Below are 24,839 nucleotides of genomic sequence, written 5' to 3' on the forward strand. Positions count from 1 at the left end.
CGTTTCGCCCGGTTGCCCGCCGGGTAGGCGGATCCGATGACCACCACCGGCGCGCAGAGCGCGGACGCCGTCGTCGTCGGGGCCGGCCACAACGGTCTCGTCGCGGCCAACCTGCTCGCCGACGCCGGATGGGACGTGGTGGTGCTGGAGGCCACAGCGGTGCCCGGCGGCGCGGTCCAGTCCGCCGAGGTGACAGCGCCGGGCTACCTCAGCGACCTCTACAGCTCGTTCTACCCCCTCGGGTACGCGTCACCAGTGCTGCACGAGCTCGGCCTGGACCAGTACGGGCTGCGCTGGCGTCACGCCCCCGACGTGCTGGCGCACCTGCTCCCCGACGGCCGGGCCGCGGTGGTCAACAGGGATCCGGACGTCACTGCCGCGTCGCTGGAGCAGTTCGCCCCCGGCGACGGCAAGCGCTGGCTCGACGCGTACGGCGACTGGCTCGACGTGGCCGACCCGATGCTCACGACCATCACCACCCCGTTCCCGCCCGTGCGCGGTGGGCTCGGCCTGCTGCGCCAACTGCGGATCGCGGGCGCCCTGCGGCTGGGCCGGCGCCTTGTGGTGCCGGTCCGCAAGCTCGGCGACGAACTCTTCGACGGCCCCGGCGGGCCCGCGCTGCTCGCCGGCTGCGCCCTGCACACCGACCTGTCGCCCGAGGAGGCCGGCTCCGGCGTGTACGGCTGGCTGCTGGCCATGCTCGGGCAGCAGGTCGGCTGGCCGGTGCCCGACGGCGGCGCACGGCGCATCACCGACGCGCTCGTGGCCCGGTTGCAGGAGCGCGGCGGCCGCATCCTCTACGGCGCCCGCGTCGACCGGGTTCTCACCGCCCGGGGTCGGGCCATGGGCGTACGCACCGACGGCGGCTCGCTCTGGCGTGCCCGCCGGGCCGTCCTCGCCGACGTGCCGGCACCGGCGCTCTACCTCGACCTCGTCGGGGCGGCAGTGCTGCCGAGCCGGCTGGTGGAGGACCTGGCGCACTTCCGGTGGGACGGCTCGACACTGAAGGTGGACTGGGCGCTCTCCGCGCCGGTGCCGTGGACCAACCGGCAGGTCGCCGGCGCGGGCACCGTGCACCTCGGCGCGGACCTGAACGGGTTGACCTCCTACGCCGGTGAGCTGGCCCGCGGCGAGCTGCCCCGGGACCCGTTCCTGCTGGTCGGGCAGATGTCGGTGGCCGACCCCAGTCACTCCCCGCCGGGCACCGAGTCGCTGTGGGCGTACACCCATCTGCCGTTCCGGCGGGACTGGCGGGCCGAGGACATCGCCGGGCACGTGGGCCGGATGGAGGACGTGCTGGAGGCGGCGGCGCCGGGCTTCCGGCAGCTCGTCGTCGGCCGGCACGTGGCCGGGCCCGCCGACCTGGAGAAGGGCAACCCGAGCCTTGTCGGCGGCGCGCTCGGTGGCGGCACCGCCGCCGCGTACCAGCAGCTGTTCCTGCGCCCGATCCCCGGCCTGGGCCGCGCGGACACCCCGGTGGACAGGCTCTTCCTGGCCAGCGCGTCGGCGCACCCCGGCGGCGGGGTGCACGGCGCTCCGGGCGCGAACGCGGCCCGTGCCGCGCTGGCCCGCGACCGCGCCCTCACCGGGCGGGCGTACGCGGCGGCCATCGCCACCGCCCATCGCGCCGTCTACGCAGACTGAACAACCCGGCCGGCCCGCCTCGCGGTGGTGCCGGTCGGGCGTGGTGCCGGTCGGGCGTGGTGCCGGTCGGGCGTGGTGCCGGTCGGGCGTGGGTCAGCCGGTGATGTTGCGGTGCTTGCTGCGCAGCCGGAACGGCATCAACGCGCTCTCGACCTTTGTCGCGGTGGTCATCTTGGAGACGCCGTCGCGCCGCTCCTCGAAGCGGATCGGCACCTCAAGGATGGTGTGCCCGAGCTTGGTGGCCAGGTAGTGCATCTCCACCTGGAAGCTGTAGCCGTTCGACTGCACCCGGTGCAGGCCGATGTCCTTGAGCGCGTCGGCCCGCCAGATCTTGAAGCCGGCCGTGAGGTCCCGGATCCGCACCCGCAGCAGCGTGTGCACGTAGAGGTTCGCCCAACCGCTGAGCGCCCGGCGGTACAGCGGCCAGTTCTCGTCCAGTTCGCCACCGGGCACGTACCGGGAGCCGATCACCACGCCCGCCTGGGTGGAGAGCAGCGCGCCGAGCATTCCCGGCAGCGCCTCCGGCGGGTGCGACAGGTCGGCGTCCATCTGCGCCACGAACTCCGCGCCGCCTTCCAACGCCCTGGTCATCCCGTCCACGTACGCCCGGCCCAGGCCCTCCTTGCCGGCCCGGTGCATCACCTCGATCCGCTCCGGGTGCTCGATGGCCAGCTTGTCGGCCACGTCGCCGGTGCCGTCGGGGGAGTTGTCGTCGGCGACGAGGATGCGCAGACCCGGCAGCGGCAGTGCGAGCAGCCGCTCGACCAGCGCCGGGAGGTTGCCCGCCTCGTTGTAGGTCGGCACCACGACGGTCAGGTGTGCGTCTCGCCACGGCGACGGCAGCTGGACGGGTTCGATCATGTCGGACATCCTCGGTTTGCGGACACGGCTACCCCAGAGGGTAGCCAGTTACCCGATCCGGATTGAAAAGGCTCCCCGCCCGGACACCGTCGCGCTGGCCGCGGGGCGTGGCGCGGGTACGCCCCTCGTCACCGCGACCGCGTCACTGCGGCCCCTTCTGCCGGGTGGCGATGTCGGAGAGCCGGTCCAGCGTCTCCCGGTTACGCAGGTGCAGCACGAGGTCGTTGACCTTCGTACGGACCCAGCGCAGCGGGCCGGCGGCGAAATCCTCCCCGAGACGGACCCGGGTGGTGGCGCCACCGTCGACCGGCTCCAAGGTGAACGCCACGATCGCCTCGCCGGCGGGCCAGAGCCCGGCCCGCAGCACCAGGCGGTGCGGGGGCTCGCAGACAAGCACCGTCGAGGCGTCCTGCAACGAGAACGGCCACGGCCCCGCCCGGTGGTGCAGTTGGCTGCCCACCCGCGGCCAGGCGTCGTCCACGTCGCGGACGTGTGCCGTCCCGACCACCCAGTCGCTGTACGTCCACCCGTCGGCAAGTACGTCGAACACCTGCTGCGGGGGAGCGTCGATCACTTTCTCCACTATCGCCACTGGATTCCCATACCCGCGCCGCGACAGGGGCTAACGGGCAGGTCGGGTTAGCTTCTCCGGGGCTGCGGGTAAGGCCGACGCGGGCACCGCGCAGTCGCCGCCCCACCGTGCCGGCGACGACGTTTACTCCTGAAGGCGTCGGGAACCCGCCGGCTGTGCGACAGGACCAGGATGATCCGTATCAGCGCAGGTCAGCCCGGGTTTATGCGGGTGCTGGCCGGGTCGCTTCCGGGTCTGTCGGGTCCCCCTCAGGCACTGTCGGGTCCTTTCCGGGCGTCCTGTACGACGCGGTGCTGCTGGACCGCGACGGCACCCTGATCGAGGACGTGCCGTACAACGGCGACCCGGAGAAGGTGCGGCCGGTGCCCGGAGCGCGGGCGGCGCTGGACCGATTGCGGGCCGCCGGGCTGCGCCTGGCCGTGGTGACCAACCAGTCGGGCCTGGCCAGGGGCTTTTTCAGCGAGGAGCAGATGCGGGCGGTGCACGCCCGCGTCGAGGAGTTGCTGGGCCGCTTCGACGCCTGGCTGGTCTGCCCGCACGACGACGCGGACGGGTGCGACTGCCGCAAGCCGGCGCCCGGCCTGGTGCACGCCGCCGCCCAGGAGTTGGGCACGAGCGCGTCGCGGTGCGTGCTGGTGGGCGACATCGGCCGCGACGTGGCCGCCGCGCTGGCAGCCGGCGCGGCAGGTGTGCTGGTGCCGACGCCGGTGACCCGACCCGAGGAGATCGCTGCCGCCGGGTGGGTGGCCGGCGACCTGCCGTCGGCCGTGGAGGAGATCCTGCGCCGCCAGGAGGCGGTGCGGCCCGTCCAGGTCGGTGAGCGGGTGGGCACGGCGCTCGTGGTGCGCTCGGACTCGGCCGGCGACGTGCTGGTGACCGGGCCGGCGATCCGCGCCGTCGCGGCCGGCGCGCAGCGGGTGGTGCTGCTGTGCGGGCCACGCGGGCGGGCGGCCGCCGGCCTGCTGCCCGGCGTCGACGAGATCATCGAGCATCCGTTGCCGTGGATCGACCCCGCGCCGGGGCCCGTAGATCCGGCCGCCATGCGGACCCTGACCGACCGCCTCGCCGCCGTCGGCGCCGACCAGGCGGTGGTGTTCACCTCGTTCCACCAGTCCGCGCTGCCGCTGGCGCTGCTGCTGCGGATGGCCGGGATCGCACGGATCGCCGCGATCAGCGACGACTACCCGGGATCCCTCGTGGACATCCGTCACCGGGTGCCGGTGGGCGTACCCGAACCCGAACGCGCGCTCTCCCTCGCCGCCGCCGCCGGATTCCGACTGCCTGCCGGCGACGAACCAGTGCTCCGGCTCCGCTCCGACTCGGTGCCACCACGCCCGGCCGACACCGGCGAACCCGGCTACGTGGTGCTGCACCCGGGGTCCGCCGCGTCGAGCCGGGCGTGCCCGACCGAGCTGGCGACCCGGATCGCCGGGGCGCTTACCGCCGCCGGGCACCGGGTGCTGGTCACCGGCGGCCCCGACGAGCAGGCCGTCACCGCGCGCGTCGCGGCGGCCGGCGGCATCGACCTGGGCGGCCGGACCGACCTCGCCGGGCTGGCCGCGATCGTGGCCGACGCCGGGGCGGTGGTGGTCGGCAACACCGGCCCCGCGCACCTGGCGGCAGCCGCCGGGGTGCCGGTCGTGAGCCTCTTCGCGCCGACTGTCCCCTTCGGGCAGTGGGGGCCCTACCGGGTGCCCACAGTCCGGCTCGGCGACGCCGGCGCGCCCTGCCGCGACACCCGAGCGGCCACCTGCCCGGTCCCCGGGCACCCCTGCCTCAGCGGCGTCGGCCCGGCCGAGGTGGTCGACGCGGTCCGGACGCTCACCGTCAGCGGTGGTGGCGGCCGATGAACATCCTGCTCTGGCACGTGCACGGCTCTTGGACCACGTCGTTCGTGCACGGCGCCCACCGCTACCTGATCCCCACGACACCCGACCGCGGCCCGTACGGCCTCGGCCGGGCCCGCACCTATCCGTGGCCGGACAGCGCCGTCGAGGTCGCCCCCGAGGACCTGCCGGACACCGACGTCGACCTTGTCATCCTGCAACGCCCGGAAGAGGTCGACCTGGCCGAGCAGTGGCTCGGTCGCCGCCCCGGCCGCGACGTCCCCGCCATCTACGTGGAGCACAACACGCCGAAGGGCGACGTGCCCAACACCCGCCACCCGATGGCCGACCGCACCGACCTGCTCATCGCCCACGTCACCGGGTTCAACCAGATCTTCTGGGACACCGGCACCGCCCGCACCAGCGTCGTGGACCACGGCATCGTCGCGCCGGCCGTGTCGTACACCGGGGAACTGGACCGGCTCGCCGTGGTCATCAACGAGCCGGTACGGCGGGGACGGGTCACCGGCACCGACCTGCTGCCCCGCTTCGCCGAGATCGCGCCGCTTGACGTGTACGGCATGGGCGTCGCCGGCCTCGCCGACCACCTCGGGCTGCCCGCCGACCGGATCACCAGCCACGACGACGTGCCCCAGGACCGGATGCACGCCGAATTGGCGCAGCGGCGCGCGTACCTGCACCTGTGCCGCTGGACGTCACTCGGGCTGAGCCTCATCGAGGCGATGGCGATCGGCATGCCTGTCGTCGCGCTCGCCACCACCGAGGCGGTGACAGCGGTGCCCCCGGAGGCGGGGGCCCTCGCCACCCGGATGGACACCCTGCTCGACGCCGCCAGCCGGTTCGTCGCCGAACCGGCCGCCGCACGTCAGGCGGGCGCGGCGGCGCGGACCGCCGCGCGCGACAGGTACGGCCTCGACCGTTTCCTCGCTGACTGGGACCGGCTGCTGGAGGAGGAAGTATGCGGATCGCGATGATCTCGGAGCACGCCAGCCCGCTCGCCATCCTCGGAGGCGAGGATGCCGGCGGCCAGAACACGCACGTCGCGGAACTGTCCGCCGCGCTCGCCGCAGCAGGGCACGAGGTGCGGGTCTACACCCGCCGCGACGCCCCCGACCTGCCGGTGACCGTCCGCACCCCGGACGGGTACGACGTGGTGCACGTACCCGCAGGCCCGGCCGAGCCGGTCGTCAAGGACGCGCTGCTGCCGCACATGCGGGAGTTCAGCCGCTGGCTCGTCGAGCGGTGGCGGGGTGGCGACTGGGTCCCCGAGGTGATCCACGCCCACTTCTGGATGAGCGGTCTGGCGGCGCTGACGGCCGGCCGCCAGACCGGGGTGCCTGTCGTGCAGACGTACCACGCGCTGGGCACCGTCAAGCGCCGCTACCAGGGCGTGCAGGACACCAGCCCGGCCCGGCGCATCTCCTACGAACGGGAGCTGGGTCGTTCGGTGGACCGGGTCGTGGCCCAGTGCCGCGACGAGGTCGGGGAGCTGGTCCGGATGGGCGTACCCCGGTCGCGGATGACAGTCGTCCCCTCCGGGGTCAACCTCACCTCGTTCACCCCGCTCGGGCCGGCCGCCGACCGCGAGCCCGGCCGGGCCCGGATCCTGACGGTGGGCCGGCTTGTCGAACGCAAGGGCTTCCAGACCGTGGTACGCGCCATGGCGCTGGTCCCGGACGCCGAATGCGTGGTGGTCGGCGGGCCGCCCGAAGGGCTGCTGGAGACCGACCCGTACGCCCGGCGGCTGCGGGCGCTCGCCGACTCGTGCGGGGTCGCCGACCGCGTCCACCTCGTCGGGGCGGTGCCTCGGGAGGAGATGGGCCGTTGGTACCGCTCGGCGGACCTGCTGGTCGCCGCACCCTGGTACGAGCCGTTCGGGTTGACCCCGCTGGAGGCGATGGCCTGCGGCGTACCTGTCGTCGGCACCGCCGTGGGTGGCATCCGGGACACGGTGGCCGACGGGACGACAGGTGACCTCGTGCCGGCCCGCGACCCGCACGCCCTGGCCACCGCCATCCAGCGGCTGCTCGACGATCGGATCCGGCGCTTCCGGTACGCCACGGCGGCGAGCGAGCGCGCCAGGTCGCGGTACGCGTGGGCGGCCACCGCGGAACGCCTTGCCGAGATCTACGGCGAGGTGGCGGCGGTACACCGGCCGACGAGGGTGGTGGCCTGATGCCGGCGGGCAGTCTGCTCGACACCCACGTGGGCAACCTCGCCGCGGCGCTGACGCCGTACCGGCGGTGTGAGCCGCAACTGGCGCGCTGGGGCGCGGACCTGGCGCACCGGCTTGCCGGCGGCGGCCGGTTGCTGGTGGCCGGCAACGGTGGCAGCGCCGCCGAGGCCCAGCACCTCACCGCCGAGCTGGTGGGAAGGCTGCACGACGACCGTCAGCCGCTGTCGGCCATCGCCCTGCACGCCGAGACCAGCGCCGTGACCGCCATCGCCAACGACTACGGCTACGACGCCGTCTACGCGCGCCAGGTGCGCGCCCACGGCCGTCCGGGCGACGTCCTGCTGCTGCTCAGCACGAGCGGTGCCAGCCCCAATCTGCTCGCCGCCGCGCGCGCAGCCCGCGAGGTCGGCCTCACCACCTGGGCGCTCACCGGCCCCGTGCCCAATCCCCTCGCGGACGTGTGCGACGAGGCGCTCGCCGTGCCGTCGGCCGACACCCAGGTCGTGCAGGAACTGCACCTGGTCACCAGCCACCTGCTGTGCGAGTACCTCGAACAGGAGCTGCCGGCCGCGCTCGCCGCCGTCGTACCCGCCGGTCCGGTGTCGGTCGAGCCCGCGCCGGCCGGTCGGCTTCCGTCCGGGGGGCCGGTGCGCACCGGTGTCGAGGTGGTACTCGACGGCGGTACGGGACGGCAGGTCGACGCGTGAGGATGAGGAGGAAAGCGTGAGGGGACCCGTGGTGGTGGTCGGGGACACCCTGCTCGACCGGGACGTGGAAGGGGTGGTGAACCGCCTCTGCCCGGACTCCCCGGTGCCGGTGCTGGACGAGACCTCGGCTGTAGATAGGCCGGGCGGCGCCGGCCTGGCGGCGGTGTTCGCCGCCGCGCAGGGCGCCGACGTGGTGCTGGTGACAGCGCTCGCCGACGACGCCGGCGGCGCGCGGCTCAGCGCGCTGCTCGCCGCCGCCGGGGTACGGGTGTATCCGCTGGCGCTGCGCGGCGCGACACCGGAGAAGATCCGTCTGCGGGCGCGGGGCCGGGTGCTGCTGCGCCACGACCGTGGCGGCGCCTCCGGTGAGCCGGGCCAGCCCTCCGACGAGGTGCTGCGGGTGATCGCTGCGGCTTCGGCGGTGCTGGTCAGCGACTACGGCCGAGGTGTGGCACGGCAACCCGCGCTGCGGGCCGCGCTGGCGGCCACCCGTGCGCCGGTGGTGTGGGACCCGCACCCGCGCGGCCCGGCCGCCGTACCCGGTGTGCATCTGGCCACCCCGAACGAGGCGGAGGTACGCGACCTGGTCCCCGCGCTGCCCGGAGCGTCGCGCCTGGCCACCGCGTCCCGGGGTGCCCAGGGCCTGCGGCGGCGCTGGCGGGCCGGCGCGGTGGCGGTGACCCTGGGCGGCGACGGCGCGCTGCTCTGCCACGCCGGCTCGACGCCGCTTGTGGTGCCCACGCCGGGCAGCGCCGAGGGGGACACGTGCGGGGCCGGCGACCGGTTCGCCGCCGCCGCCAGCCTGGCCCTGGCCGAGGGTGCGCTGGTCTCCGAGGCGGTGCAGGCGGCTGTTGCCGAGGCGTCCGCGTACGTGGCCGGCGGGGGAGTGGCGGCCGCCCTGCCGCCGGTGCGACCGGCCGGCGAGACGGCATCGCGGGCACCGAGATCGGCGACGAGCCTGCCCGGCGGCGGTGACCGGGTGGGCGTCGCGGCGGTCGCGGCGCTGCTCGCCGAGGTGCGGGCCGCCGGCGGCACGGTGGTGGCCACCGGAGGGTGCTTCGACCTGCTGCACGCCGGGCATGTGGCCACCCTCCAGGCCGCCCGGCAGTTGGGCGACTGCTTGATCGTGTGCGTGAACTCCGACGCCAGTGTGTCCGGGCTCAAGGGCCCGGACCGGCCGGTGATGGCCGAGGGTGACCGAGCGCGGCTGCTGGCCGCACTGGGCTGCGTGGACGCCGTCCTGATCTTCGACGAGCCGACCCCGGCCGCGGTGCTGTCCTGGGTGCGACCCGACGTCTGGGTCAAGGGCGGGGACTACGCCACCGGCGGCGGGGACTCCACAGCGCTGCCCGAGGCGGAGGTCCTGCGCCGCTGGGGTGGCAACACGGTGGTGGTGCCCTACCTGGACGGTCGGTCCACCACCGACATGATCGCCCGCTCCACGGGGCAGACCACCGAGGCCGCGCCCGCATTCGGGCAGCCGGCCGCGGTGTCGGTGTCGATGACGCGGGAGGGGACCCGATGACCGCCACGAGCCCTGGGGCTGGCCGCACCGTCCTGGTCACCGGCGGGTCCAGCGGTCTCGGCGCGGCGGTGGTCGCCGCTGTGGCCGCGTCCGGTGGCCGTCCGCTGGTGCTGGACCGGCGGCCGCCGGCCGACGGGGTGTCCTGGACGGAGTGCGACCTGGCCGACACCCGGGCCGCCGAGGAGGCCACCCGGCACCTCGCCGAGCAGGCCGGCGGCCTCGACGCGGTGGTCACCGCAGCCGGCATGGACGTGCCGGGTCGCCTCGCCGACGTGCCGGGGGAGACCTGGGACCGGATCGTCGCCGTGGACCTGCTGGCCACCGCCGCCGTGATCCGGGCCGCCCTGCCGTTCCTGCAGACCTCCGGGGGCCGCATCGTCACCGTCGCGTCCACCCTGGGTGTCAAGGCTGTCAGCGACGCCACCGCGTACTGCGCGGCGAAGTTCGGCGTGGTCGGCTTCACCCGTGCTCTCGCCGCCGAGCTGGCCGGTCAGGTCGGGGTCACCCTGCTCATTCCCGGGGGGATGCGGACCGCGTTCTTCGACGAGCGCGACCCGCAGTACAAACCGGGACCGGATGCCAACCTCAACGACCCCGTGGACACGGCGGCGGCGATCATGTTCGCGCTCAACCAGCCGCCCGGCTGCGCGGTCCGCGAGCTGGTGGTCTGCGCCGAGCAGGAGACGTCGTACCCGTGATCCTCGTGCTGCGCGCCCTCGGCGTCGGCGACCTGGTCACGGCGGTGCCCGCGCTGCGCGCGCTGCGGGCGGCGTACCCCGGCCGGGAGGTGGTGCTCGCCGCGCCCGCCGCGCTGGCACCGCTCGTCGACCTGGTCGGCGGCGTCGACAGGCTTGTGGACACGTCCGGGCTGGACGGGCCGGCCCGGCCGGGCCCGGCTCCCGGGGTCGCTGTCAACCTGCACGGACGCGGCCCGCAGTCGCACCGGCTGCTGGCCGCCGCCGGTCCCGCGCGGCTGCTGGCCTTCGCCAACGCCGACGCCGGGTTCGCCGACGGCCCGCGCTGGGTCGACGACGAGCACGAGGTGGACCGGTGGTGCCGGCTGCTGTCCTGGTACGGGATACCTGCCGACCGCACTGACCTCGCGCTGCGCCGGCCCGCGCCGACCGGGCTGCCCGCCGGGGCCACGGTGCTGCATCCCGGCAGCAACGTCCCCGCGAAGCGGTGGCCCGCCGAGCGGTTCGCCGCGTTGGCGCGGGCGCTCACCGACCGGGGGCACCGGGTGCTGCTCACCGGGTCGGCCGACGAGGGGGCGTTGGCAGCCCGGGTGGCCGACGGGGCAGGCCTGGCACCCGACGCGGTGCTTGCCGGCCGTACCGACCTCGGCGCGCTGGCCGGGCTTGTCGCCGATGCCCGGCTGGTGGTCAGCGGGGACACCGGCGTGGCGCATCTGGCCACCGGCTACGGCACACCGTCGGTGGTGCTGTTCGGGCCGGTGCCGCCGGCCCGGTGGGGTCCGCCGCCGGACCGGCCCCGGCACCGTGTCCTCTGGGCCGGCGACCGGGATTGGCCCAGGTGGGACGGGGTAGGAAGCCACCCGACGTTGGCGGCCGTGCACCTCGACGAGGTGCTGGCAGCGGTGGCTGAGGTGGAACGGGTGGTGCGGGTCTCCGGTGCGGTTGCGGCGTAGCGATCCGGGTCGGCCGGGGTACGGCCGTCGGCGGCGTGGCAAGGGCTGGCTCTTCGTCGATCCGACCGGCGCTCCGGTCAAGGACGCCGACGTCCTGGCCCGGCTGCGCGAGCTGGTCATCCCACCGGCCTGGCAGGACGTCTGGATCTCGCCGTACCCGAACGGGCACATCCAGGCGACGGGCGTCGACGCGGCCGGCCGCAAGCAGTACGTGTACCACCCGCAGTGGCGGGAGAAGCAGGACGAGGCGAAGTTCGACCACATGCTGGAGGTGGCCCGCAGGTTGCCGGTGCTGCGCGAGCGGGTGGGGCGCGACCTGGACGGTCGAGGGCTCGGACGCGATCGGGTGTTGGCCACAGTGGCCCGGCTGCTCGACATGGGGATGTTCCGGGTCGGCAGCGACCAGTACGCGGCCGGCGACGAGCCGACGTTCGGTGTGTCCACCCTGCGGCCCGAGCACGCCCGGTCCCGGGGCGGCTGCGTGGTCTTCGAGTTTCCCGCCAAGGGCGGCATCGAGCAGGTACGCCGTATCGAGGACCCGGAGCTGTGCCAGGTGCTCACCAACCTGCGCCGCCGCCGGCGCAAGGCGGACCGGCTGTTCGGTTACTGGGACGGCAGGGAGTGGCGCGACGTGCGCAGTGACGAGGTGAACGGCTACCTGCGTGACGCCAGCGGCGGGGAGATGACGGCCAAGGACTTCCGCACCTGGCACGCCACGGTGCTGGCCGCCACCGAGCTGGCGACCGTCGGCCCGGCGCGTTCGGTGACCGCCCGGCGCAGGGCCGTCGTGGCGGTGATGCGCGAGGTCGCCGAACTGCTCGGCAACACCGCCACCGTGGCACGGACCTCCTACGTGGACCCCCGGGTGGTCGACCTCTACCACGACGGGGTGGTGGCGTCACTTGACCCGGGGGCGCCGCGTGAGGAGGCCGAACGGGTCGTGTTGGAGTTGCTGGAGAAGGTTTGACCGGCCCTGCCGGCGATCCTGGGGAGAAGGCGACAGGGCCGGAGCGCCGGTTCGTGCCGCCGGGGGCCACACCGGGCGGCCGCCCGCCGCCGATTGGCGGCGGGCGCCTCGCCGCGGCCCCCGTTGGCGGTCGACCGTAGGCCCTCCGCTGGGCGGTGTGGGCGTCAGGTCGGCTGCCGTGATTGCCAGTCTGCCAGGGGTACGTTGTCAGTGGATGCCTGCCGATTGACGATCCGCGCCGGATCGGAGTGGGCCTCGCGGTACGCCTGCGGGCTGAGCCCGTGGGCGGCCCGGAACACCCGGCTGAAGTGGGCCTTGTCGGAGAACCCCCAGCGTGCGGCGATGGCCTGCACGGGCTGGGTGCGCAGCGTCGGGTCGGCGAGGTCACGCCGGCACCGCGCCAGCCGCAGGTCCCTGATGTACGACGCGACCGTGGATTCCTCACCTTCGAAGAGCCTGTGCAGTGAGCGCAGCGAGATGTGGTGGGCGTCAGCGACGACCTGCGGGGTGAGCGCCGGGCTGCCGAGGTGCCTGTGGACGTACGCCTGCACCTGGGTGACGAGAGCGCGTCGGCGGACCTCGGTGGGCACCGCGTCCTCGGCGACCAGGTGCCGCCCGAGCATTGTGGTGGCAAGGTCCAGGCCCACAGCGCCGAGCCGGTTGGCGTCGGCGGCGTGGTACTGCTCGGGACGCCCGGTGATCTGGAGCAGGAACTGCGCCAGCAGCGCCCCGATGCCCTCGCTGCCGGACATCCGGCCGCCGTACAGGGTGGCCATCCGCTGCGGCGACAGCGGCAGCGCGGCGTGCGGGATCAGCATGATGGTCGAGCTGGCCCGGTCCCGTTCCGGTTCGGTCGCGTGGTGGCAGACGTCGTGCGGGCGGGACGCGTCGTAGAAGGTGAACTCACCGGTCCGGATCTCGCTGTGGCGACCGTCCTGGCTGGAGGTGCCGACGCCCTCGGTGGTGAGGGCGAGGATGTGCATCTCCGGGTCGGAGCGCCGGATCAGCCGGCGGGTGCGGGTGGCGTCCAGCGACGGGTACTCGTAGTCGATCAGTTGGATCGGGCCGAGGTCGATGAAGGCGGCGCGGGCGGCGAAGTCGGCGCTGTGCGCGGACTGGATCCGCAGCGGCGCCGATGTGCGCGCGACCAGGTCCAGCCACATCCCGAACCGCTCGCCCGGCGGCAGGACTGTGGTGTCGACGGTGTCCCGGTGCAGCATCTGGCCCTCCCTCATACCCGGCATCATCTCGCCCGGCGCGAAGCGGATCCAGAGGCGGTGCCCGACGACGTGCCGGTCGGCGCGGCCGGCACGTCGTCGGATGCGTCGTCGGTCAGTCGTTGAGCACGTGCGCGAGCCGGTCGCGGAAGCGCCGCTCCGAGTCGCTCACCGCCTCGCCGCCGAGGCCGAGCAGCCCGCCGCTGGACGCGGCGCCCACCACCTGCTCGGCGATCTTGACCAGCCAGTGCTTGTACGCACCGGCCTCACCCTCGTCGACCCGGGCGGCCAGCAGCGTGGACGCCTCGCCTGCGCGCGCCAGCACGTCGTCGATCATCGCGCGCGGGTCGGCGGGCGCGATGACCGGCAGTTCCTCGCCGCTCTCCGGGTCGCCGACCCGGGTCACGATCTCGCCGGCCACGGCGGCGACCAGCGGGCTGGCCGACTCCCGGCCGGCGGCGATGGTCTCCAGCCCTGCCGCGTTCTCCGCCATGGTCCGGCGGGTGCCGTCGGACTCGGCGGCGCTCGCCGCGGTCAGCACCGACTGGGGCAGGCCGACAAGCAGCCCCCACTCCCCGTCGGAGAAACCGAAACCGGTGTACGCCGGCTGCTCGATCACGGCAACGCCCCTTCCGCCCTGCTCTGCTCTGGTCAATCGGTTGGCCGGGTCAGGCTAGTCCAGCGTCAGCAGACCCTGCTCGGACACCACGCGCACCGACAGCGTCTTGTACCCGACCTCGTCGAAGAGAACCGTCATCTTGTCGTCCTCGTACGAGAGCACCATGCCGTTCCCCCACTCCGGGTGACGCACCTGACTGTGCACAGGGAAGGGCCCCACCGCGCCCTGGTCGGCCGTGCTGGTGCCGTTGTGGCAGTTGTCGCAGTGCGCACAGACCTTGGTCATCTGCTCGCCGAAGTAGGCGAGCAGTGTCTGTCCCCGGCAGGCGGTGGTCTCGGCGAAGGCCCGCATCATGTCGGTACGGGACCGGGTGACGGTCTGCTGGCGCTCCGCTTCGGCAAGCGCCGCCGCCGCCGCGTCCACCGGAGTGGGGGCGTAGCGGGGTGCGCCGATGCGCTGGCGGGCGCGCGGCTCGGCGGCGCCGACCTGCTCCAACAGGGAGACGTACTGGCCTAGCTTGCGCGGCCCGAGGCCGGTGACCTCGCGCAGTTCGGTCTTGGTGGCCGGCTTGCGGCGCAGCAGCGCGGCCAGGTCCCGCAGCTCGTTCTCGTCCGGCAGGCCGCCGCTGAAGAACCGTTGCAGACCGACGTCCTCGGCCTGCCAGAGCAGCAGCACCCGGGCCGGCTGCCCGTCACGCCCGGCACGGCCGATCTCCTGGAAGTAGCTGTCCGGTGAGTCGGGCAGCGCCATGTGCACCACCCAGGCGATGTTCGGCTTGTCGATGCCCATGCCGAACGCCGAGGTGGCCACCATGATCGGCACCTCGTCGGCGAGGAACGCCTCGTGCAGCTCGTTGCGGGCGCCGGACGCCATTCCACCGTGGTAGAACTGCGCCGGGAAGCCGGCGTCGGTCAACCGGGTGGCCAGCTCCTCGGCCGAGCGGCGCGTCGGCACGTAGATGATCCCGGGCCGCTCGTCGTCCTGGAGCAGCGCGATCAACCGCCGCCACCGGTAGTCCTCGGTGGGGCAGTGCGCCACCTCCAGGAACAGGTTGGGCCGGTCCAACCCGGACACCACGACCTCCGGCTCGCGCAGCCGCAGTCGGGCGATGATGTCGTCGCGTACCGGCGGGGAGGCGGTGGCGGTCAACGCGACAACCGGCGGACGGCCGATGCCCTCGATGAGGTGACCGAGGGCCAGGTAGTCGGGGCGGAAGTCGTGCCCCCACGCCGAGATGCAGTGTGCCTCGTCGATCGCCACCAGCGCCGGCTTGAGGGCGGCGACCTCGGCCATCCGGTCCGGGTTGCTCAGCTGTTCCGGGGTGATGAACAGGAACTCCGCCCGGCCCTCGCGGATCTCGGTGATCGCCTCGGCCTGCTGGGTGGCCGACTCGTTCGAGCTGATCCGCACCGCCCGCAGTTCGGGACGCTGGCGCTCGTTGAGGGCCGCGATCTGGTCCTGTTGCAGCGCCAGCAGCGGGGAGATCACCACTGTCGGCCCGGGGATCAGGCTCGCCGGGATCTGGTAGATGGCCGACTTGCCGGCGCCGGTGGGCAGCACCACCAGAGCGTCACGTCGCTTCATGACCGCGCGCATGGCGGCCAACTGGTTGGGCCGTAGCGCGGTCCAGCCGAAGAGGCTCCGCGCCGCGCGGCGCAACGTCATCGAGTGCGTGGACAGTTTCATCGAGGGCCGGAGGTACCCGAGCCCATGACCGCCGAAACCCTGTTCGACGATCATGGGCTTGCTGGTGCGGGACTCAGCGCAGGCGGGGCAGGACCTCGCGCTGGTACAGGTCGAACAGCCCCTGGAAGTGCGGGCCGGTGTTTGCCACGTACACCTCGTCGAAGCCGGCCTTGGCGTACTGGTCGATCATCTCCAGGTGCGCCTCGGCCTTGTTGCCGCAGACGAACGCGTCCTTGACCATCTCCGGAGTGACAAGCTCCGAGGCCTGCTCGAAGTGGCGGGGCGACGGCAGCACCTGGGACAGCTCACCGGGCACCCCCGCGTTGGGCCACCGCTCGTACGCGATGCGCAGGCCCTCCTCCTCGCTGGCCGCGTACGCCGCCTTGAAGCCGCCCTGGCACGGCTTGTCGCCGCCGCCGTTCTCGCGGAAGCGCCGGACCATGTCGCCGTCGGGCATGGTGCTCACGTAGCCGTCGCCGATGCGGGCGGCCAGGTCGATGGCCTTCGGGCCGAACCCGGAGATGTAGATCGGCGGGGGAGTGTCGGGCAGCGTGTAGATGCGGGCGTGCTCGACGGTGTAGTGCTTGCCGCGGTGGTTGACGAAGCCGCCCTCCCACAGCTTGCGCAGTACCTCGACGGACTCCTCCAACATCTCCAGCCGGACGTCGGCCTGCGGCCAGGCGTCGCCGAAGATGTGCTCGTTGAGCGCCTCGCCGGTGCCGACGCCGAGCACGAACCGCCCGCCGTGCAGCACCGCGCTGGTCGCCGCCGCCTGGGCGATCACGGCCGGGTGGATCCGCACCGTCGGGCAGGTCACCGCCGTGGTGACGGGCAGCGAGCAGACCTGGCTGAGCGCGCCGATCATCGACCAGACGAACGGGCTCTGACCCTGGGCGTCCACCCACGGGTGGTAGTGGTCGGAGATCCACAACGCCTCGAAGCCGGCCTCCTCGGCGCCGCGCGCCTGCGCCAGCAACTCGACAGGCGTGTAGTCCTCACTGGACAAAAAGTAACCGATCTTCATGGCTTCCCCTCCGGCACGCGAGCCTGCTGATGGGAAAGCCGTACCCCGGTCGCGGTCGGTCACACCGGCGGTGGTCGGCGGGCCGCTCAGCGCTTACCGAACATCGCCCGGATCGCGGCGAGCAGCAGCAGGGCGCCGACCACCAGGCCGAGCAGGCGTACGCCGGGGATGTCGGCAGGGCTCGTCGCATCGGCCAGGAGAGCGGGTTCCATCCCCGCACTCTCCCCGGGGACCTGCCGCGGGGCAACTGTAAGGTTTATTGACTATTCCATCGCTCGGTGTGACCATGGCAGCACCGCCTGCCCGTGGCGGTGCGCCGACGGCGCGCGAAGAGATGGGGTACGGGGCCGCATGAGCGAGCGCAACCAGCGGGTCGACGCAACCGCGCCGGCACCGGCGACCGACGCCGACCGCCACGAGGGGGCGGCGTGACCGCGCCGACCGGGCACCTGTCGGAACTCGCCGCAGCCGTCCTGCAACCAGGGTTCGTCGGCACCACCCCGCCACCGTGGGTGTGCCGTTGGCTCGGCGAGGGGCTCGGCTCGGTGGTGCTGTTCGCCCGCAACGTCGTGGACACCGCCCAGGTGGCGGCCCTGACCGCGACGCTGCGCGCCGAGCGGCCGGACGTCATCGTGGCGATCGACGAGGAGGCCGGCGACGTCACCCGGATCGAGTCGGCGCGGGGCAGCTCCCGGCCTGGCAACTTCGCCCTCGGCGCTGTGGACGACCCGGAGTTGACCGAGGCGGTCGCCCGGGACCTCGGCATCGAACTGGCGGCAGCCGGCATCACCCTCGACTACGCCCCGGACGCCGACGTCAACTCCAACCCGGAAAATCCGGTGATCGGCGTCCGCTCGTTCGGGGCCGACCCGCGGTTGGTGGCCCGGCACACCGCCGCCTGGGTTCGCGGCCTCCAGGCCGGTGGCGTCGCCGGGTGCGCCAAGCACTTCCCCGGGCACGGCGACACCCGTGTCGACTCCCACCACGACCTGCCCCGCATCACCGCCGACCGGGAACGGCTGGACGCCTGCGAGCTGGCACCCTTCCGGGCCGCCATCGCCGCCGGAGTACAGGCGGTGATGACCGGCCACCTGCTGGTGCCCGCACTCGACGAGGAGCTTCCGGCCACGCTGAGCCACCGCATCCTGGGCGGCCTGCTCCGCGACGAGCTGGGCTTCTCCGGCGTGGTGGTGACCGACGCGGTGGAGATGCGCGCCGTCGCCGACCGCTATGGCTTCGCCGGGGCCGCGGTCCGGGCACTCGCCGCCGGGGCCGACGCGATCTGCATCGGCGGTGAACGGGCCGACGAGCAGGCCGCCCGCGAGTTGCGCGACGCCATCGTGGCAGCGGTCGTCTCCGGCGAACTGCCCGAGGAGCGCCTCGCCGAAGCCGCCAAACGGGTCGGGCAGCTCGCGGCCTGGACCGTCGCCGCCCGCAACGCCCGCCCCGGCGCACCGCGCGGCGGCAGCGACGTCGGGCTGGTCGCCGCCCGCCGAGCCGTACGCCTCACCACCGCGCCGGCCGGCCGGGAAACACTGCCGCTGACCCGCGCGGCGTACGTTGTCGAGTTCGAGGCACCTCGCAACATCGCCATCGGCGCGGAGACACCGTGGGGCATCGGCGAGCCGCTCGGCGACCTGCTGCCCGGCACGACGACGGTCCGCTACGGCGAGCCCGACGTACCTGCCGACCCGGGCGTCACGGCCGGCGACCGCCCGCTGGTCCTCGTGGTCCGCGACCTGCACCGGCACGAGTGGATGCGCGCCGCCGTGCACCGGGCGCTCGCCGCCCGGCCGGACGGGATCGTTGTCGAGCTGGGCGTACCCGAGCTGGTCACCGGGGCGGTGCACCTGGCCACCCACAGCGGCACCCAGGCCAGCGGGCAGGCCGCCGCAGAGACACTGACCGGCCGCCTCCGCTGACCCCATCCACGCGCCCCCGGCCGTCAGCTCACGGCTGACGGCCCGGGGGTCACGGCGCTTCGGCGACCAGGTCGGCGTACTCGGGGTGCTTGTCGATGAACGCGGCCACGAACGGGCACTGCGGCACCAACCGGCCGCCCCGGGCGCGGACCTGGTCCAGGGTGCCCCGGATCAGCGCGCCACCGACGCCCTTGCCCTGGAAGGCCCGGTCCACCTGGGTGTGCGTGAAGACCAGCACCTCCCCGCGCGGTACGTACGCTGTGAAACCGGCCAGCGCGTCGTCGACCAGGATCTCGAAACGGTTCTTGGCGGGGTTGTCCTCGACGAGGGTGCTCACCTGGCCATTCTCTCCCCGCCGGCGGCCAGCGCGTCCAGTTCGGTGAGCAGCCGGTCCACCTCGTCGGCGGTGTTGTAGTGGTAGATGCTGGCCCGCACCGCGCCACCGCTGTCACGCAGCCCCATCGTCTGGAAGTACTCGTAGGCGTAGTAGTCACCCGACGAGAGGCAGAACCCGGCCGCTCCCAGCGCCTCCTGGGTGGCCAGCGGCGACATCCCGGCGACCCGGAAGGAGATCGTCGGGCAGCGCCGGGCCGGTGAGCCGTACACGGTGATGGCCGGCCGTTCGGCGAGCCCGGCCAGCAGGCGGTCCAGCAACGCAGCCTCGTGTGCCTGCGCGGCGGTCAGCCCGGCACGCAGCCGCGCCCGTCGGTCACCGACCGCGTCCGGGTCCAGCCCGGCCAGGTGATCCACCGCTGCGGCCACACCGGCCAGCAGCGCGAAGCTCGGAGTGCCGTACTCGAAGCGGTCCGGCACCGCGTCGGGCGACGGGATCAGCTTCGCCGGACGCAGCGCCGCCAGCCGGGCCGGGTCGGCCGCCACCATCGCCGCCAGGTGCGGCCCGGACCACTTGTAGGCGCTGGTGACAAGCACGTCGGCGCCGAGCGACGCCAGGTCGGTCGGCCCGTGCGGCACCGCGTGCACCCCGTCGACGTAGACAAGCGCGCCGACCGCGTGCGCCACCTTGGCGATCGCCGGCACGTCCGGCACGGTGCCGATGGCGTTGCTGCCCCCGGTCACCGCCACCACCCGCGTCCGCTCACCCACGAGATCGGCGTACTGGCCGACGGGCAGCTCACCGGTGGTCCTGTCGAACTCGGCCCAGCGCACCGTCGCACCGGCCGCCTCGGCGGCCTGCACCCACGGGCGCACGTTCGCGTCGTGGTCGAGCCGGGAGACCACCACCTCGTCACCCGGCCGCCAGCCCGCGCCGAGCGTCCGGGCCAGGGTGTACGTCAGCGCGGTGGCGCTCGGGCCGAGCACCACCCCTGCCGGGTCGGCGCCGAGCAGGTCGGCCACCGCCGAGCGGGCAGCCGCCACCATGTCCAGGGAACGGCGGCCCGGTACGAACGCCGCGCTGCGGTTGCCGAGAGCCGTACGCATGGCGTCGGTGACCGCGTCGATCACGCCGGCCGCTGTCTGGGTGCCTCCGGCGCCATCGAAGTGGACGAAGCCCTCGGCCAGGGCGGGATATGCGGCCCGGGTGCGGGCGATGTCGAAGGCCATGCCGGGACCCTAGCCGGTGCCCTCGCGTCGCCGGTCGGCCACCGTGTTGATCGACGGAGGTGGTGGCCTCGCGGCGGTCTCGTACGCTTGGCGGCGTGACGAACAGAGCCGCCACCAAACCGATTCCGCCCATCCGCCGCGCCGCCGGCCTGTTCGCCGGTCTGGCGCTCGGCCTCGCCGTGCTGGCCGGCTGCAGTTCCCAGGGCGCCTCCACCGACTGCGGGCTCGACGCCTGCACCGTCACCTTCGAGCGGGGTGTCGAGGCGAGCGCCACGATCCTCGGCGTCGAGGCCAAACTGATCGGCGCCGAAGGAGACCAGGTGACCATCGAGGTCGCCGGCGAGCAGCTCACCCTCACCACCGGCCAGCAGGCCACCGAGGCAGGTGGCTTCGCGGTCACCCTGGACAGCGTCACCGACCAGCAGGTCAAGATTCGCGTTTCGCGTAACCCGGGCAACTGACCTGGGGCGGGCGGCGGTGGCCGACGTTTGAGAATCTTCGGAATCGGAGATTGTGGCGCCATGTCACTTACTCGTAACGCCGAAGCCACCGCCTCCCGCACGGCGGACAGCAGGTGGCTGGAACTCCTCGCCCGGGCCGGCTTCATCGGCTACGGCATCGTGCACCTGCTCTTCGCCTGGCTGGCGTTGCAGATCGCGTTCGGCTCGCCGTCCGAGGACGGCGACCAGTCCGGTGCGCTGCGAACGCTCTCCGAGCAGCCGCTGGGCAAGTTCCTGGTCATCGCCATCGCTGTCGGTCTGCTCGCCATGGCGATCTGGCAGGGGCTGGAGGCTGCGGTCGGGCACCGCGCCGAGCGGGACAAGGAACGGGTCATGGAGCGGGTCGCCTCGGCCGGCCGGACCATCGTCTACCTCTACTTCGCCTGGACCGCGTTCAAGGTCTTCTCTGACGCCGACTCGAACAGCGCCGACAAGCAGGAGGCGCTCACCGGCCAGCTGATGACCTCCACCGGTGGCCGCTGGCTGGTCGGCATCGCCGGGCTGGGGCTCGCCGCGCTCGGTGTCGGCCTCGTGATCTACGGCGCCCTCAAGAAGTTCGAGAAGCGCCTGAAGACCGGCGAGATGAGCCCGAAGACCCGCCAGTTGGCCCGTCGCCTCGGCATGGCCGGCTACGTCGCCAAGGGCGTCGCGTTCGGGATCTCCGGTCTGCTGATCATCGTGGCGGCGGTCAACTACGACCCGGAGAAGGCCCGCGGACTGGACGCTGCGCTGCACACGCTGCGCGAGCAGTCCTACGGCACGTTCCTGCTGACCCTTGTCGCACTCGGCATCGCCGCGTTCGGCTTCTTCTGCTTCCTGCAGTCCCGGTACCGCAAGGTCTGAACTGGTCGATCCCGGGGGAACCGGGCACTATTGGGCTTTTGCCCGAGATCCGTCCCCCTGGTCGAAGGGAAGCACCACACCCGTGCAGAGCTATCTCGTTACGGCCGTCGTCGCGCTCGCCGCGGCGGCGGTCGCTCTCTTCCTGGCCGCGATCACCCACCGCCTCATCCGGCGGTTCGGTCGCCGGTCGCTGCTGCTGACCGAGCTGACCGACCACGCGCACCGCCCGTTCCAGGTCGCGGTGACCGTCCTGGCCGTGCAACTCGGCGTCCGGTTCAGCACCGGGTACGCGATCGGCACCCCCTGGCGCAAGGTGCTGCTGCACTTTCTGGTGCTCTGCGCCATCGCCACCGCGGCCTGGCTCGTGGCGTCGCTGCTGGTGGTCGTGGAGGACACCGCGCTGGCCCGGTTCCGGGTCGACGTACCCGACAACCGGCACGCCCGACGGGTGCGTACCCAGGTGGTGATGCTGCGCCGGCTGACCATCGCGGTGATCGTCATCCTGACCGTCGGCGTCATGCTGATGACCTTCCCCAGCGTGCGCGGCATCGGCGCCGGTGTGCTGACGTCCGCAGGTGTGGTCGGTGTCGTCGCCGCGCTTGCCGCGCAGAGCCTGCTCGGCAACGTCTTCGCCGGCCTGCAACTCGCCTTCAGCGACGCGGTCCGCCTCGACGACGTGGTGGTCGTCGAGGGGGAGTGGGGGCGGATCGAGGAGCTGACCCTCAGCTACGTCGTCGTGCAGATCTGGGACGACAGGCGGCTGATCCTGCCCACCTCGTACTTCACGAGCAAGCCCTTCCAGAACTGGACCCGGACCGAGGCGGCGGTGCTCGGCACCGCCGAGTTCGACGTGGACTGGGCGGTGCCGGTGCAGATCATGCGGGAGGAGCTGCGTCGCCTGGTCGAGGGCACCGAGCTGTGGGACGGCCGGGTCTGCGTCCTTCAGGTCACCGACGCCACCGGCGGAACGGTGCGGCTACGCGCCCTGGTCAGCGCCGCCGACGCGGGCAGCCTGTGGGACCTGCGCTGCCTGGTCCGCGAACACATGGTGGCCTGGGTCCGCGACAACCGCCCCACCGCGCTGCCCCGGATGCGCACCGAACTCGGCGACGCCGACAGCAACCTGCCCTGGCAGTGGGTGCAGCCGCGCCGCCCGACCCGCCGTACCAGCGACGCCGAGGTGCCCGACGACGCGCGCGTCTTCGGCGGGAGCGACGACGGCGACGCCCGAAGCGAAGCCTTCGTCGGCCCAGAGGAGACCCGCCCCTGAAGCCCCGCGACCCGATCCCGCCCGTCCCGCCCCGGTTCCTCCCGGAGCTGAGGGCCGGGCCGGGTTGGGAGGTTTGGTTGGGCTTGGGTTGGGGATGTGCTGCCGGGTGTCTCTTGCGCCCTCGGGCGACTGCCGTCGGAATGGCGGCGCGCCGTCCGGACAACGCGGACAGCCACTCGCCCGGTGCGCTCTAGGATTGACGAGCGGCAACTCCGGGCATACAGCGCGGTGATGAGGAAAGGAGGACAGCATGGCTGACGTGACGAATTCCCGCACGTCCCGCAATGGGAGTGAGCCCTCCACCGCCGAGTTGGTGCAGCGGGCCACCGAGCAGGTTTCCCGCCTGGTACGGGACGAACTGGCGCTGGCCCGGGCGGAGTTGACCCAGAAGGGCAAGCACGCCGGCATCGGGATCGGCCTGTTCGGCGGCGGGGGCGCACTGGCGTTCTACGGGCTTGGCGCGTTGGTCGTCACGGCGATCCTGCTGCTCGACCTGGTGCTGCCCGCCTGGGCTGCCGCGCTGATCGTGGCGGTGGCGCTCTTCCTGGTGGCCGGCATCCTTGCCCTGGTGGGCAAGAAGCAGGTCAGCCGTGCGGTCCCGCCGATGCCGGCGGCAACGGTCCGCAGCCTCCGGGCTGACGTGGACACCGTCGCCGCCGCCGTGAAGGACGGACGAGCCGCGGTGCGGGACAGGGGACGGGCATGACGGGCAACGGGACAGGTGACACGGAGGCGCTCCGTGAGGAGATCCGCCGCACCCGGGTCGAGCTGGGCGAGACGGTGGAGGCGCTGGCCGCCAAGGCGGACGTCAAGGCCCGCCTGAAGGAGTCCGCCGACCAGGCTCGGGCGCGCATGCGGGAGCAGGCGGCGCAGACCGTGGCCCGGGTCCGCGGGCAGGCCGCGCGCGGCGCCGAGGTGGCCCGCGCGCAGGCGCACGACAAGGGTGAGTTGGTGCGCGCACAGGCGCACGAGAAGGGCGAGTTGGTTCGACGCAACCCGGCGCCGTGGGCGGCGATCGCCGCCGGCGCGGTGGTCACCGTGGTGGTGCTGATGATCGTGCGGGGGAGGCGTAGGTGAGCAAGAGCATCGGCAGGACCGCGTACCGGCCGGTCGGCGTGCTACTGGGAATCGCGGCGGGAACGGTGGCCGGCGCGATCTTCCGACAGGTCTGGAAGGTCACGGCGGGCGACGGTGAGGCGCCCAACGCGACCGACGAGGACCGCCGCTGGGGCGAGATCCTGGCCGCCGCCGCGTTGCAGGGGGCCATCTTCGCTGTCGTCCGGGCCGCAGTGGACCGGGGCGGGGCGGTGGGCGTCCGCCGGATGACCGGCCACTGGCCGGACTGATCGGCGCATGACTCGAAAGCCCCCTTTCCGCAACAGCGGGAAGGGGGCCTTTCGCATACCTTGGCGGACCGCCCAGCGATGTCAGGCATCCGTCAGGTCACATGTCGGAGAAATTCGTCGGACAGGTCGTGCAGACTTTTTGCGTACGTGATTTGCTGTTCCACGCTGTTGCGAGATGGCGTGGGTTGAGAGAAGTCTCCTTCGTGGGGCCGCCTCAGACGCCGCTGCTCGAAAACGGCCAATCGGCCGCACGGCGTGCACGGCCGCCAGTTTTAGAAGGAGATACACATGGCGCAGGGAACCGTGAAGTGGTTCAACGCTGACAAGGGCTTCGGCTTCATCACCGTCGACGGCGGGGGTGCTGACGTGTTCGTCCACTTCTCGGCCATCCAGACCAGCGGGTACCGCACGCTGGAGGAGAACCAGCGGGTGGAGTTCGAGATCGCTCAGGGTCAGAAGGGCCCGCAGGCCGAGCAGGTCCGTCCGCTCTGACAGAGCTGGCCGGCCCCCACCGGCCAGTAAGACGATCCGACCAGGGGTCTTGTGAAGCCCCGCATCCCGCCCGGGATGCGGGGCTTCCACTCCAGAGGCGACCGGGTCGACCGATGGCCGCGACGCTCGACACTGTGGACGGCGGCGCGGAATCAGCGGCGCCGGGAGCGCAGACCCCACCAGAGCGTCGCCAGCCCGAGCACGGCCACGATCGGGCCGAGTACGGCCCAGAGCGGCTCGTCGGTCATCACGCTGCCGCTGACGTACCCGAGGCCCTGCACCGTCCACAGGGCACCGACCACAAGCGCGAGCAGGCCGAGGGTGAGCGTCAACCAGCCCCTCATCGTGCTCCCTCCACACCGGATCCGGCCGTACGTGGTCGGGACGCCC

Annotated in this window: 27 protein-coding genes; 17 read left to right on the plus strand and 10 right to left on the minus strand. The window is 73.1% G+C overall.

The genetic code is table 11. The features are described from left to right. Window positions 1-36: 36 nt before the first annotated feature. Window positions 37-1,644, plus strand: coding sequence for an NAD(P)/FAD-dependent oxidoreductase (locus ADK66_RS08925; RefSeq protein WP_053653444.1), 1,608 nt, complete (start codon window positions 37-39; stop codon window positions 1,642-1,644). A 93-nt stretch (window positions 1,645-1,737) separates the two neighbouring features. Here the strand turns inward: ADK66_RS08925 and ADK66_RS08930 are convergent, their stop codons facing one another. Next, window positions 1,738-2,505 carry a polyprenol monophosphomannose synthase gene (locus ADK66_RS08930; RefSeq protein ID WP_053653488.1) on the minus strand — a complete coding sequence of 256 codons (768 nt, stop codon included), beginning with the start codon at window positions 2,503-2,505 and terminating at the stop codon, window positions 1,738-1,740. Window positions 2,506-2,647: 142 nt separating this feature from the next. Then, the gene (locus ADK66_RS08935; RefSeq protein ID WP_053653445.1) at window positions 2,648-3,097 is read right to left on the minus strand and encodes an SRPBCC family protein; all 450 of its coding nucleotides are present in this window, start codon (window positions 3,095-3,097) and stop codon (window positions 2,648-2,650) included. A 155-nt stretch (window positions 3,098-3,252) separates the two neighbouring features. Here ADK66_RS08935 and ADK66_RS08940 point away from each other — a divergent pair, with 155 nt between their 5' ends. From ADK66_RS08940 to ADK66_RS08975, 8 genes are read left to right on the plus strand one after another with little or no spacing between them, the layout of a single operon-like run. Then, the gene (locus ADK66_RS08940; protein ID WP_053653446.1) at window positions 3,253-4,947 is read left to right on the plus strand and encodes an HAD-IIIA family hydrolase; all 1,695 of its coding nucleotides are present in this window, start codon (window positions 3,253-3,255) and stop codon (window positions 4,945-4,947) included. Continuing rightward, on the plus strand, window positions 4,944-5,918 hold the full coding sequence (locus ADK66_RS08945; RefSeq protein ID WP_053653447.1) for a glycosyltransferase: 975 nt from the start codon (window positions 4,944-4,946) through the stop codon (window positions 5,916-5,918). Before ADK66_RS08940 ends, ADK66_RS08945 begins: the two co-directional genes overlap by 4 nt. Next, window positions 5,903-7,120, plus strand: a complete 1,218-nt coding sequence (locus ADK66_RS08950) for a glycosyltransferase (RefSeq protein WP_053653448.1) — start codon at window positions 5,903-5,905, stop codon at window positions 7,118-7,120. The genes ADK66_RS08945 and ADK66_RS08950 overlap by 16 nt, the downstream gene beginning before the upstream one ends. After that, window positions 7,117-7,827 (plus strand): SIS domain-containing protein, encoded by a 711-nt coding sequence (locus ADK66_RS08955; protein WP_053653489.1) that lies wholly within the window; start codon window positions 7,117-7,119, stop codon window positions 7,825-7,827. Before ADK66_RS08950 ends, ADK66_RS08955 begins: the two co-directional genes overlap by 4 nt. Window positions 7,828-7,843: 16 nt before the next feature. Beyond that, the gene (locus ADK66_RS08960) at window positions 7,844-9,352 is read left to right on the plus strand and encodes a PfkB family carbohydrate kinase (RefSeq protein WP_053653449.1); all 1,509 of its coding nucleotides are present in this window, start codon (window positions 7,844-7,846) and stop codon (window positions 9,350-9,352) included. Next, the gene (locus tag ADK66_RS08965; protein WP_053653450.1) at window positions 9,349-10,050 is read left to right on the plus strand and encodes an SDR family oxidoreductase; all 702 of its coding nucleotides are present in this window, start codon (window positions 9,349-9,351) and stop codon (window positions 10,048-10,050) included. The genes ADK66_RS08960 and ADK66_RS08965 overlap by 4 nt, the downstream gene beginning before the upstream one ends. Next, on the plus strand, window positions 10,047-11,000 hold the full coding sequence (locus ADK66_RS08970; RefSeq protein ID WP_053653451.1) for a glycosyltransferase family 9 protein: 954 nt from the start codon (window positions 10,047-10,049) through the stop codon (window positions 10,998-11,000). The genes ADK66_RS08965 and ADK66_RS08970 overlap by 4 nt, the downstream gene beginning before the upstream one ends. Next, the gene (locus tag ADK66_RS08975; protein ID WP_053653452.1) at window positions 10,984-11,967 is read left to right on the plus strand and encodes a DNA topoisomerase IB; all 984 of its coding nucleotides are present in this window, start codon (window positions 10,984-10,986) and stop codon (window positions 11,965-11,967) included. Before ADK66_RS08970 ends, ADK66_RS08975 begins: the two co-directional genes overlap by 17 nt. Window positions 11,968-12,131: 164 nt before the next feature. Here ADK66_RS08975 and ADK66_RS08980 read toward each other — a convergent pair whose 3' ends face one another. The 5 genes from ADK66_RS08980 to ADK66_RS32560 all read right to left on the minus strand — a co-directional run bounded on the left by ADK66_RS08980 (window position 12,132) and on the right by ADK66_RS32560 (window position 16,725). Beyond that, the gene (locus tag ADK66_RS08980; protein WP_053653453.1) at window positions 12,132-13,202 is read right to left on the minus strand and encodes a helix-turn-helix domain-containing protein; all 1,071 of its coding nucleotides are present in this window, start codon (window positions 13,200-13,202) and stop codon (window positions 12,132-12,134) included. A gap of 97 nt (window positions 13,203-13,299) precedes the next feature. Further along, window positions 13,300-13,803: a hypothetical protein gene (locus ADK66_RS08985; RefSeq protein ID WP_053653454.1), complete on the minus strand. Its 504-nt coding sequence runs from the start codon at window positions 13,801-13,803 to the stop codon at window positions 13,300-13,302. 54 nt (window positions 13,804-13,857) lie between these two features. Beyond that, window positions 13,858-15,489, minus strand: a complete 1,632-nt coding sequence (locus ADK66_RS08990) for a RecQ family ATP-dependent DNA helicase (protein ID WP_053653490.1) — start codon at window positions 15,487-15,489, stop codon at window positions 13,858-13,860. Window positions 15,490-15,562: 73 nt separating this feature from the next. Further along, entirely contained in the window at window positions 15,563-16,513 is a 951-nt protein-coding gene (locus ADK66_RS08995; RefSeq protein ID WP_053653455.1) for a TIGR03557 family F420-dependent LLM class oxidoreductase, read from the minus strand. Window positions 16,514-16,599: 86 nt separating this feature from the next. Continuing rightward, window positions 16,600-16,725 (minus strand): hypothetical protein, encoded by a 126-nt coding sequence (locus ADK66_RS32560; protein ID WP_255353024.1) that lies wholly within the window; start codon window positions 16,723-16,725, stop codon window positions 16,600-16,602. 216 nt (window positions 16,726-16,941) lie between these two features. On the opposite strand from ADK66_RS32560, the gene ADK66_RS09000 reads away from it, so the two are divergent. Beyond that, entirely contained in the window at window positions 16,942-18,435 is a 1,494-nt protein-coding gene (locus ADK66_RS09000; RefSeq protein ID WP_053653456.1) for a glycoside hydrolase family 3 protein, read from the plus strand. 49 nt (window positions 18,436-18,484) lie between these two features. Here ADK66_RS09000 and ADK66_RS09005 read toward each other — a convergent pair whose 3' ends face one another. Both ADK66_RS09005 and ADK66_RS09010 read right to left on the minus strand, forming a co-directional pair. Further along, a complete protein-coding gene (locus ADK66_RS09005) occupies window positions 18,485-18,772 on the minus strand; it encodes a GNAT family N-acetyltransferase (protein ID WP_053653457.1) in 288 nt (95 codons plus the stop codon). Continuing rightward, a complete protein-coding gene (locus ADK66_RS09010) occupies window positions 18,769-19,998 on the minus strand; it encodes a cysteine desulfurase-like protein (protein WP_053653458.1) in 1,230 nt (409 codons plus the stop codon). Before ADK66_RS09010 ends, ADK66_RS09005 begins: the two co-directional genes overlap by 4 nt. A 95-nt stretch (window positions 19,999-20,093) precedes the next feature. Between ADK66_RS09010 and ADK66_RS09015 the strand changes: the two genes are divergently transcribed. From ADK66_RS09015 to ADK66_RS09045, 7 genes are all read left to right on the plus strand, one after another. Next, window positions 20,094-20,459: a hypothetical protein gene (locus ADK66_RS09015; protein ID WP_053653491.1), complete on the plus strand. Its 366-nt coding sequence runs from the start codon at window positions 20,094-20,096 to the stop codon at window positions 20,457-20,459. Between the two features lie 60 nt (window positions 20,460-20,519). Continuing rightward, the gene (locus ADK66_RS09020) at window positions 20,520-21,341 is read left to right on the plus strand and encodes a DUF1206 domain-containing protein (RefSeq protein ID WP_053653459.1); all 822 of its coding nucleotides are present in this window, start codon (window positions 20,520-20,522) and stop codon (window positions 21,339-21,341) included. A gap of 82 nt (window positions 21,342-21,423) precedes the next feature. Further along, entirely contained in the window at window positions 21,424-22,611 is a 1,188-nt protein-coding gene (locus ADK66_RS09025; protein WP_053653460.1) for a mechanosensitive ion channel family protein, read from the plus strand. A gap of 250 nt (window positions 22,612-22,861) precedes the next feature. Then, the gene (locus tag ADK66_RS09030) at window positions 22,862-23,317 is read left to right on the plus strand and encodes a phage holin family protein (protein WP_053653461.1); all 456 of its coding nucleotides are present in this window, start codon (window positions 22,862-22,864) and stop codon (window positions 23,315-23,317) included. Then, window positions 23,314-23,688, plus strand: a complete 375-nt coding sequence (locus tag ADK66_RS09035; protein ID WP_053653462.1) for a DUF3618 domain-containing protein — start codon at window positions 23,314-23,316, stop codon at window positions 23,686-23,688. Before ADK66_RS09030 ends, ADK66_RS09035 begins: the two co-directional genes overlap by 4 nt. Further along, complete coding sequence (locus ADK66_RS09040; protein ID WP_053653463.1) at window positions 23,685-23,957, plus strand: DUF4235 domain-containing protein; 273 nt, start codon at window positions 23,685-23,687, stop codon at window positions 23,955-23,957. Before ADK66_RS09035 ends, ADK66_RS09040 begins: the two co-directional genes overlap by 4 nt. A gap of 288 nt (window positions 23,958-24,245) precedes the next feature. Then, window positions 24,246-24,449 (plus strand): cold-shock protein, encoded by a 204-nt coding sequence (locus ADK66_RS09045; RefSeq protein WP_011905669.1) that lies wholly within the window; start codon window positions 24,246-24,248, stop codon window positions 24,447-24,449. Between the two features lie 152 nt (window positions 24,450-24,601). Here ADK66_RS09045 and ADK66_RS09050 read toward each other — a convergent pair whose 3' ends face one another. Continuing rightward, window positions 24,602-24,793 carry a hypothetical protein gene (locus ADK66_RS09050; RefSeq protein WP_053653464.1) on the minus strand — a complete coding sequence of 64 codons (192 nt, stop codon included), beginning with the start codon at window positions 24,791-24,793 and terminating at the stop codon, window positions 24,602-24,604. Between the last annotated feature and the right edge of the window lie 46 nt (window positions 24,794-24,839).

The organism is Micromonospora sp. NRRL B-16802 (genome assembly GCF_001279555.1).
In the GTDB taxonomy this organism is placed as follows: domain Bacteria; phylum Actinomycetota; class Actinomycetes; order Mycobacteriales; family Micromonosporaceae; genus Micromonospora; species Micromonospora profundi.

What these genes read in the sequence shown, in the direction of transcription:
- ADK66_RS08925 (WP_053653444.1), top strand. Translation starts at nt 37, where the DNA reads ATGACCACCACCGGCGCGCAGAGCGCGGACGCCGTCGTCGTCGGGGCC.
- ADK66_RS08930 (WP_053653488.1), bottom strand. Translation starts at nt 2,505, where the DNA reads ATGATCGAACCCGTCCAGCTGCCGTCGCCGTGGCGAGACGCACACCTG.
- ADK66_RS08945 (WP_053653447.1), top strand. Translation starts at nt 4,944, where the DNA reads ATGAACATCCTGCTCTGGCACGTGCACGGCTCTTGGACCACGTCGTTC.
- ADK66_RS08950 (WP_053653448.1), top strand. Translation starts at nt 5,903, where the DNA reads ATGCGGATCGCGATGATCTCGGAGCACGCCAGCCCGCTCGCCATCCTC.
- ADK66_RS08965 (WP_053653450.1), top strand. Translation starts at nt 9,349, where the DNA reads ATGACCGCCACGAGCCCTGGGGCTGGCCGCACCGTCCTGGTCACCGGC.
- ADK66_RS08980 (WP_053653453.1), bottom strand. Translation starts at nt 13,202, where the DNA reads ATGAGGGAGGGCCAGATGCTGCACCGGGACACCGTCGACACCACAGTC.
- ADK66_RS08990 (WP_053653490.1), bottom strand. Translation starts at nt 15,489, where the DNA reads ATGAAACTGTCCACGCACTCGATGACGTTGCGCCGCGCGGCGCGGAGC.
- ADK66_RS08995 (WP_053653455.1), bottom strand. Translation starts at nt 16,513, where the DNA reads ATGAAGATCGGTTACTTTTTGTCCAGTGAGGACTACACGCCTGTCGAG.
- ADK66_RS32560 (WP_255353024.1), bottom strand. Translation starts at nt 16,725, where the DNA reads ATGGAACCCGCTCTCCTGGCCGATGCGACGAGCCCTGCCGACATCCCC.
- ADK66_RS09010 (WP_053653458.1), bottom strand. Translation starts at nt 19,998, where the DNA reads ATGGCCTTCGACATCGCCCGCACCCGGGCCGCATATCCCGCCCTGGCC.
- ADK66_RS09020 (WP_053653459.1), top strand. Translation starts at nt 20,520, where the DNA reads ATGTCACTTACTCGTAACGCCGAAGCCACCGCCTCCCGCACGGCGGAC.
- ADK66_RS09030 (WP_053653461.1), top strand. Translation starts at nt 22,862, where the DNA reads ATGGCTGACGTGACGAATTCCCGCACGTCCCGCAATGGGAGTGAGCCC.
- ADK66_RS09035 (WP_053653462.1), top strand. Translation starts at nt 23,314, where the DNA reads ATGACGGGCAACGGGACAGGTGACACGGAGGCGCTCCGTGAGGAGATC.
- ADK66_RS09045 (WP_011905669.1), top strand. Translation starts at nt 24,246, where the DNA reads ATGGCGCAGGGAACCGTGAAGTGGTTCAACGCTGACAAGGGCTTCGGC.
- ADK66_RS09050 (WP_053653464.1), bottom strand. Translation starts at nt 24,793, where the DNA reads ATGAGGGGCTGGTTGACGCTCACCCTCGGCCTGCTCGCGCTTGTGGTC.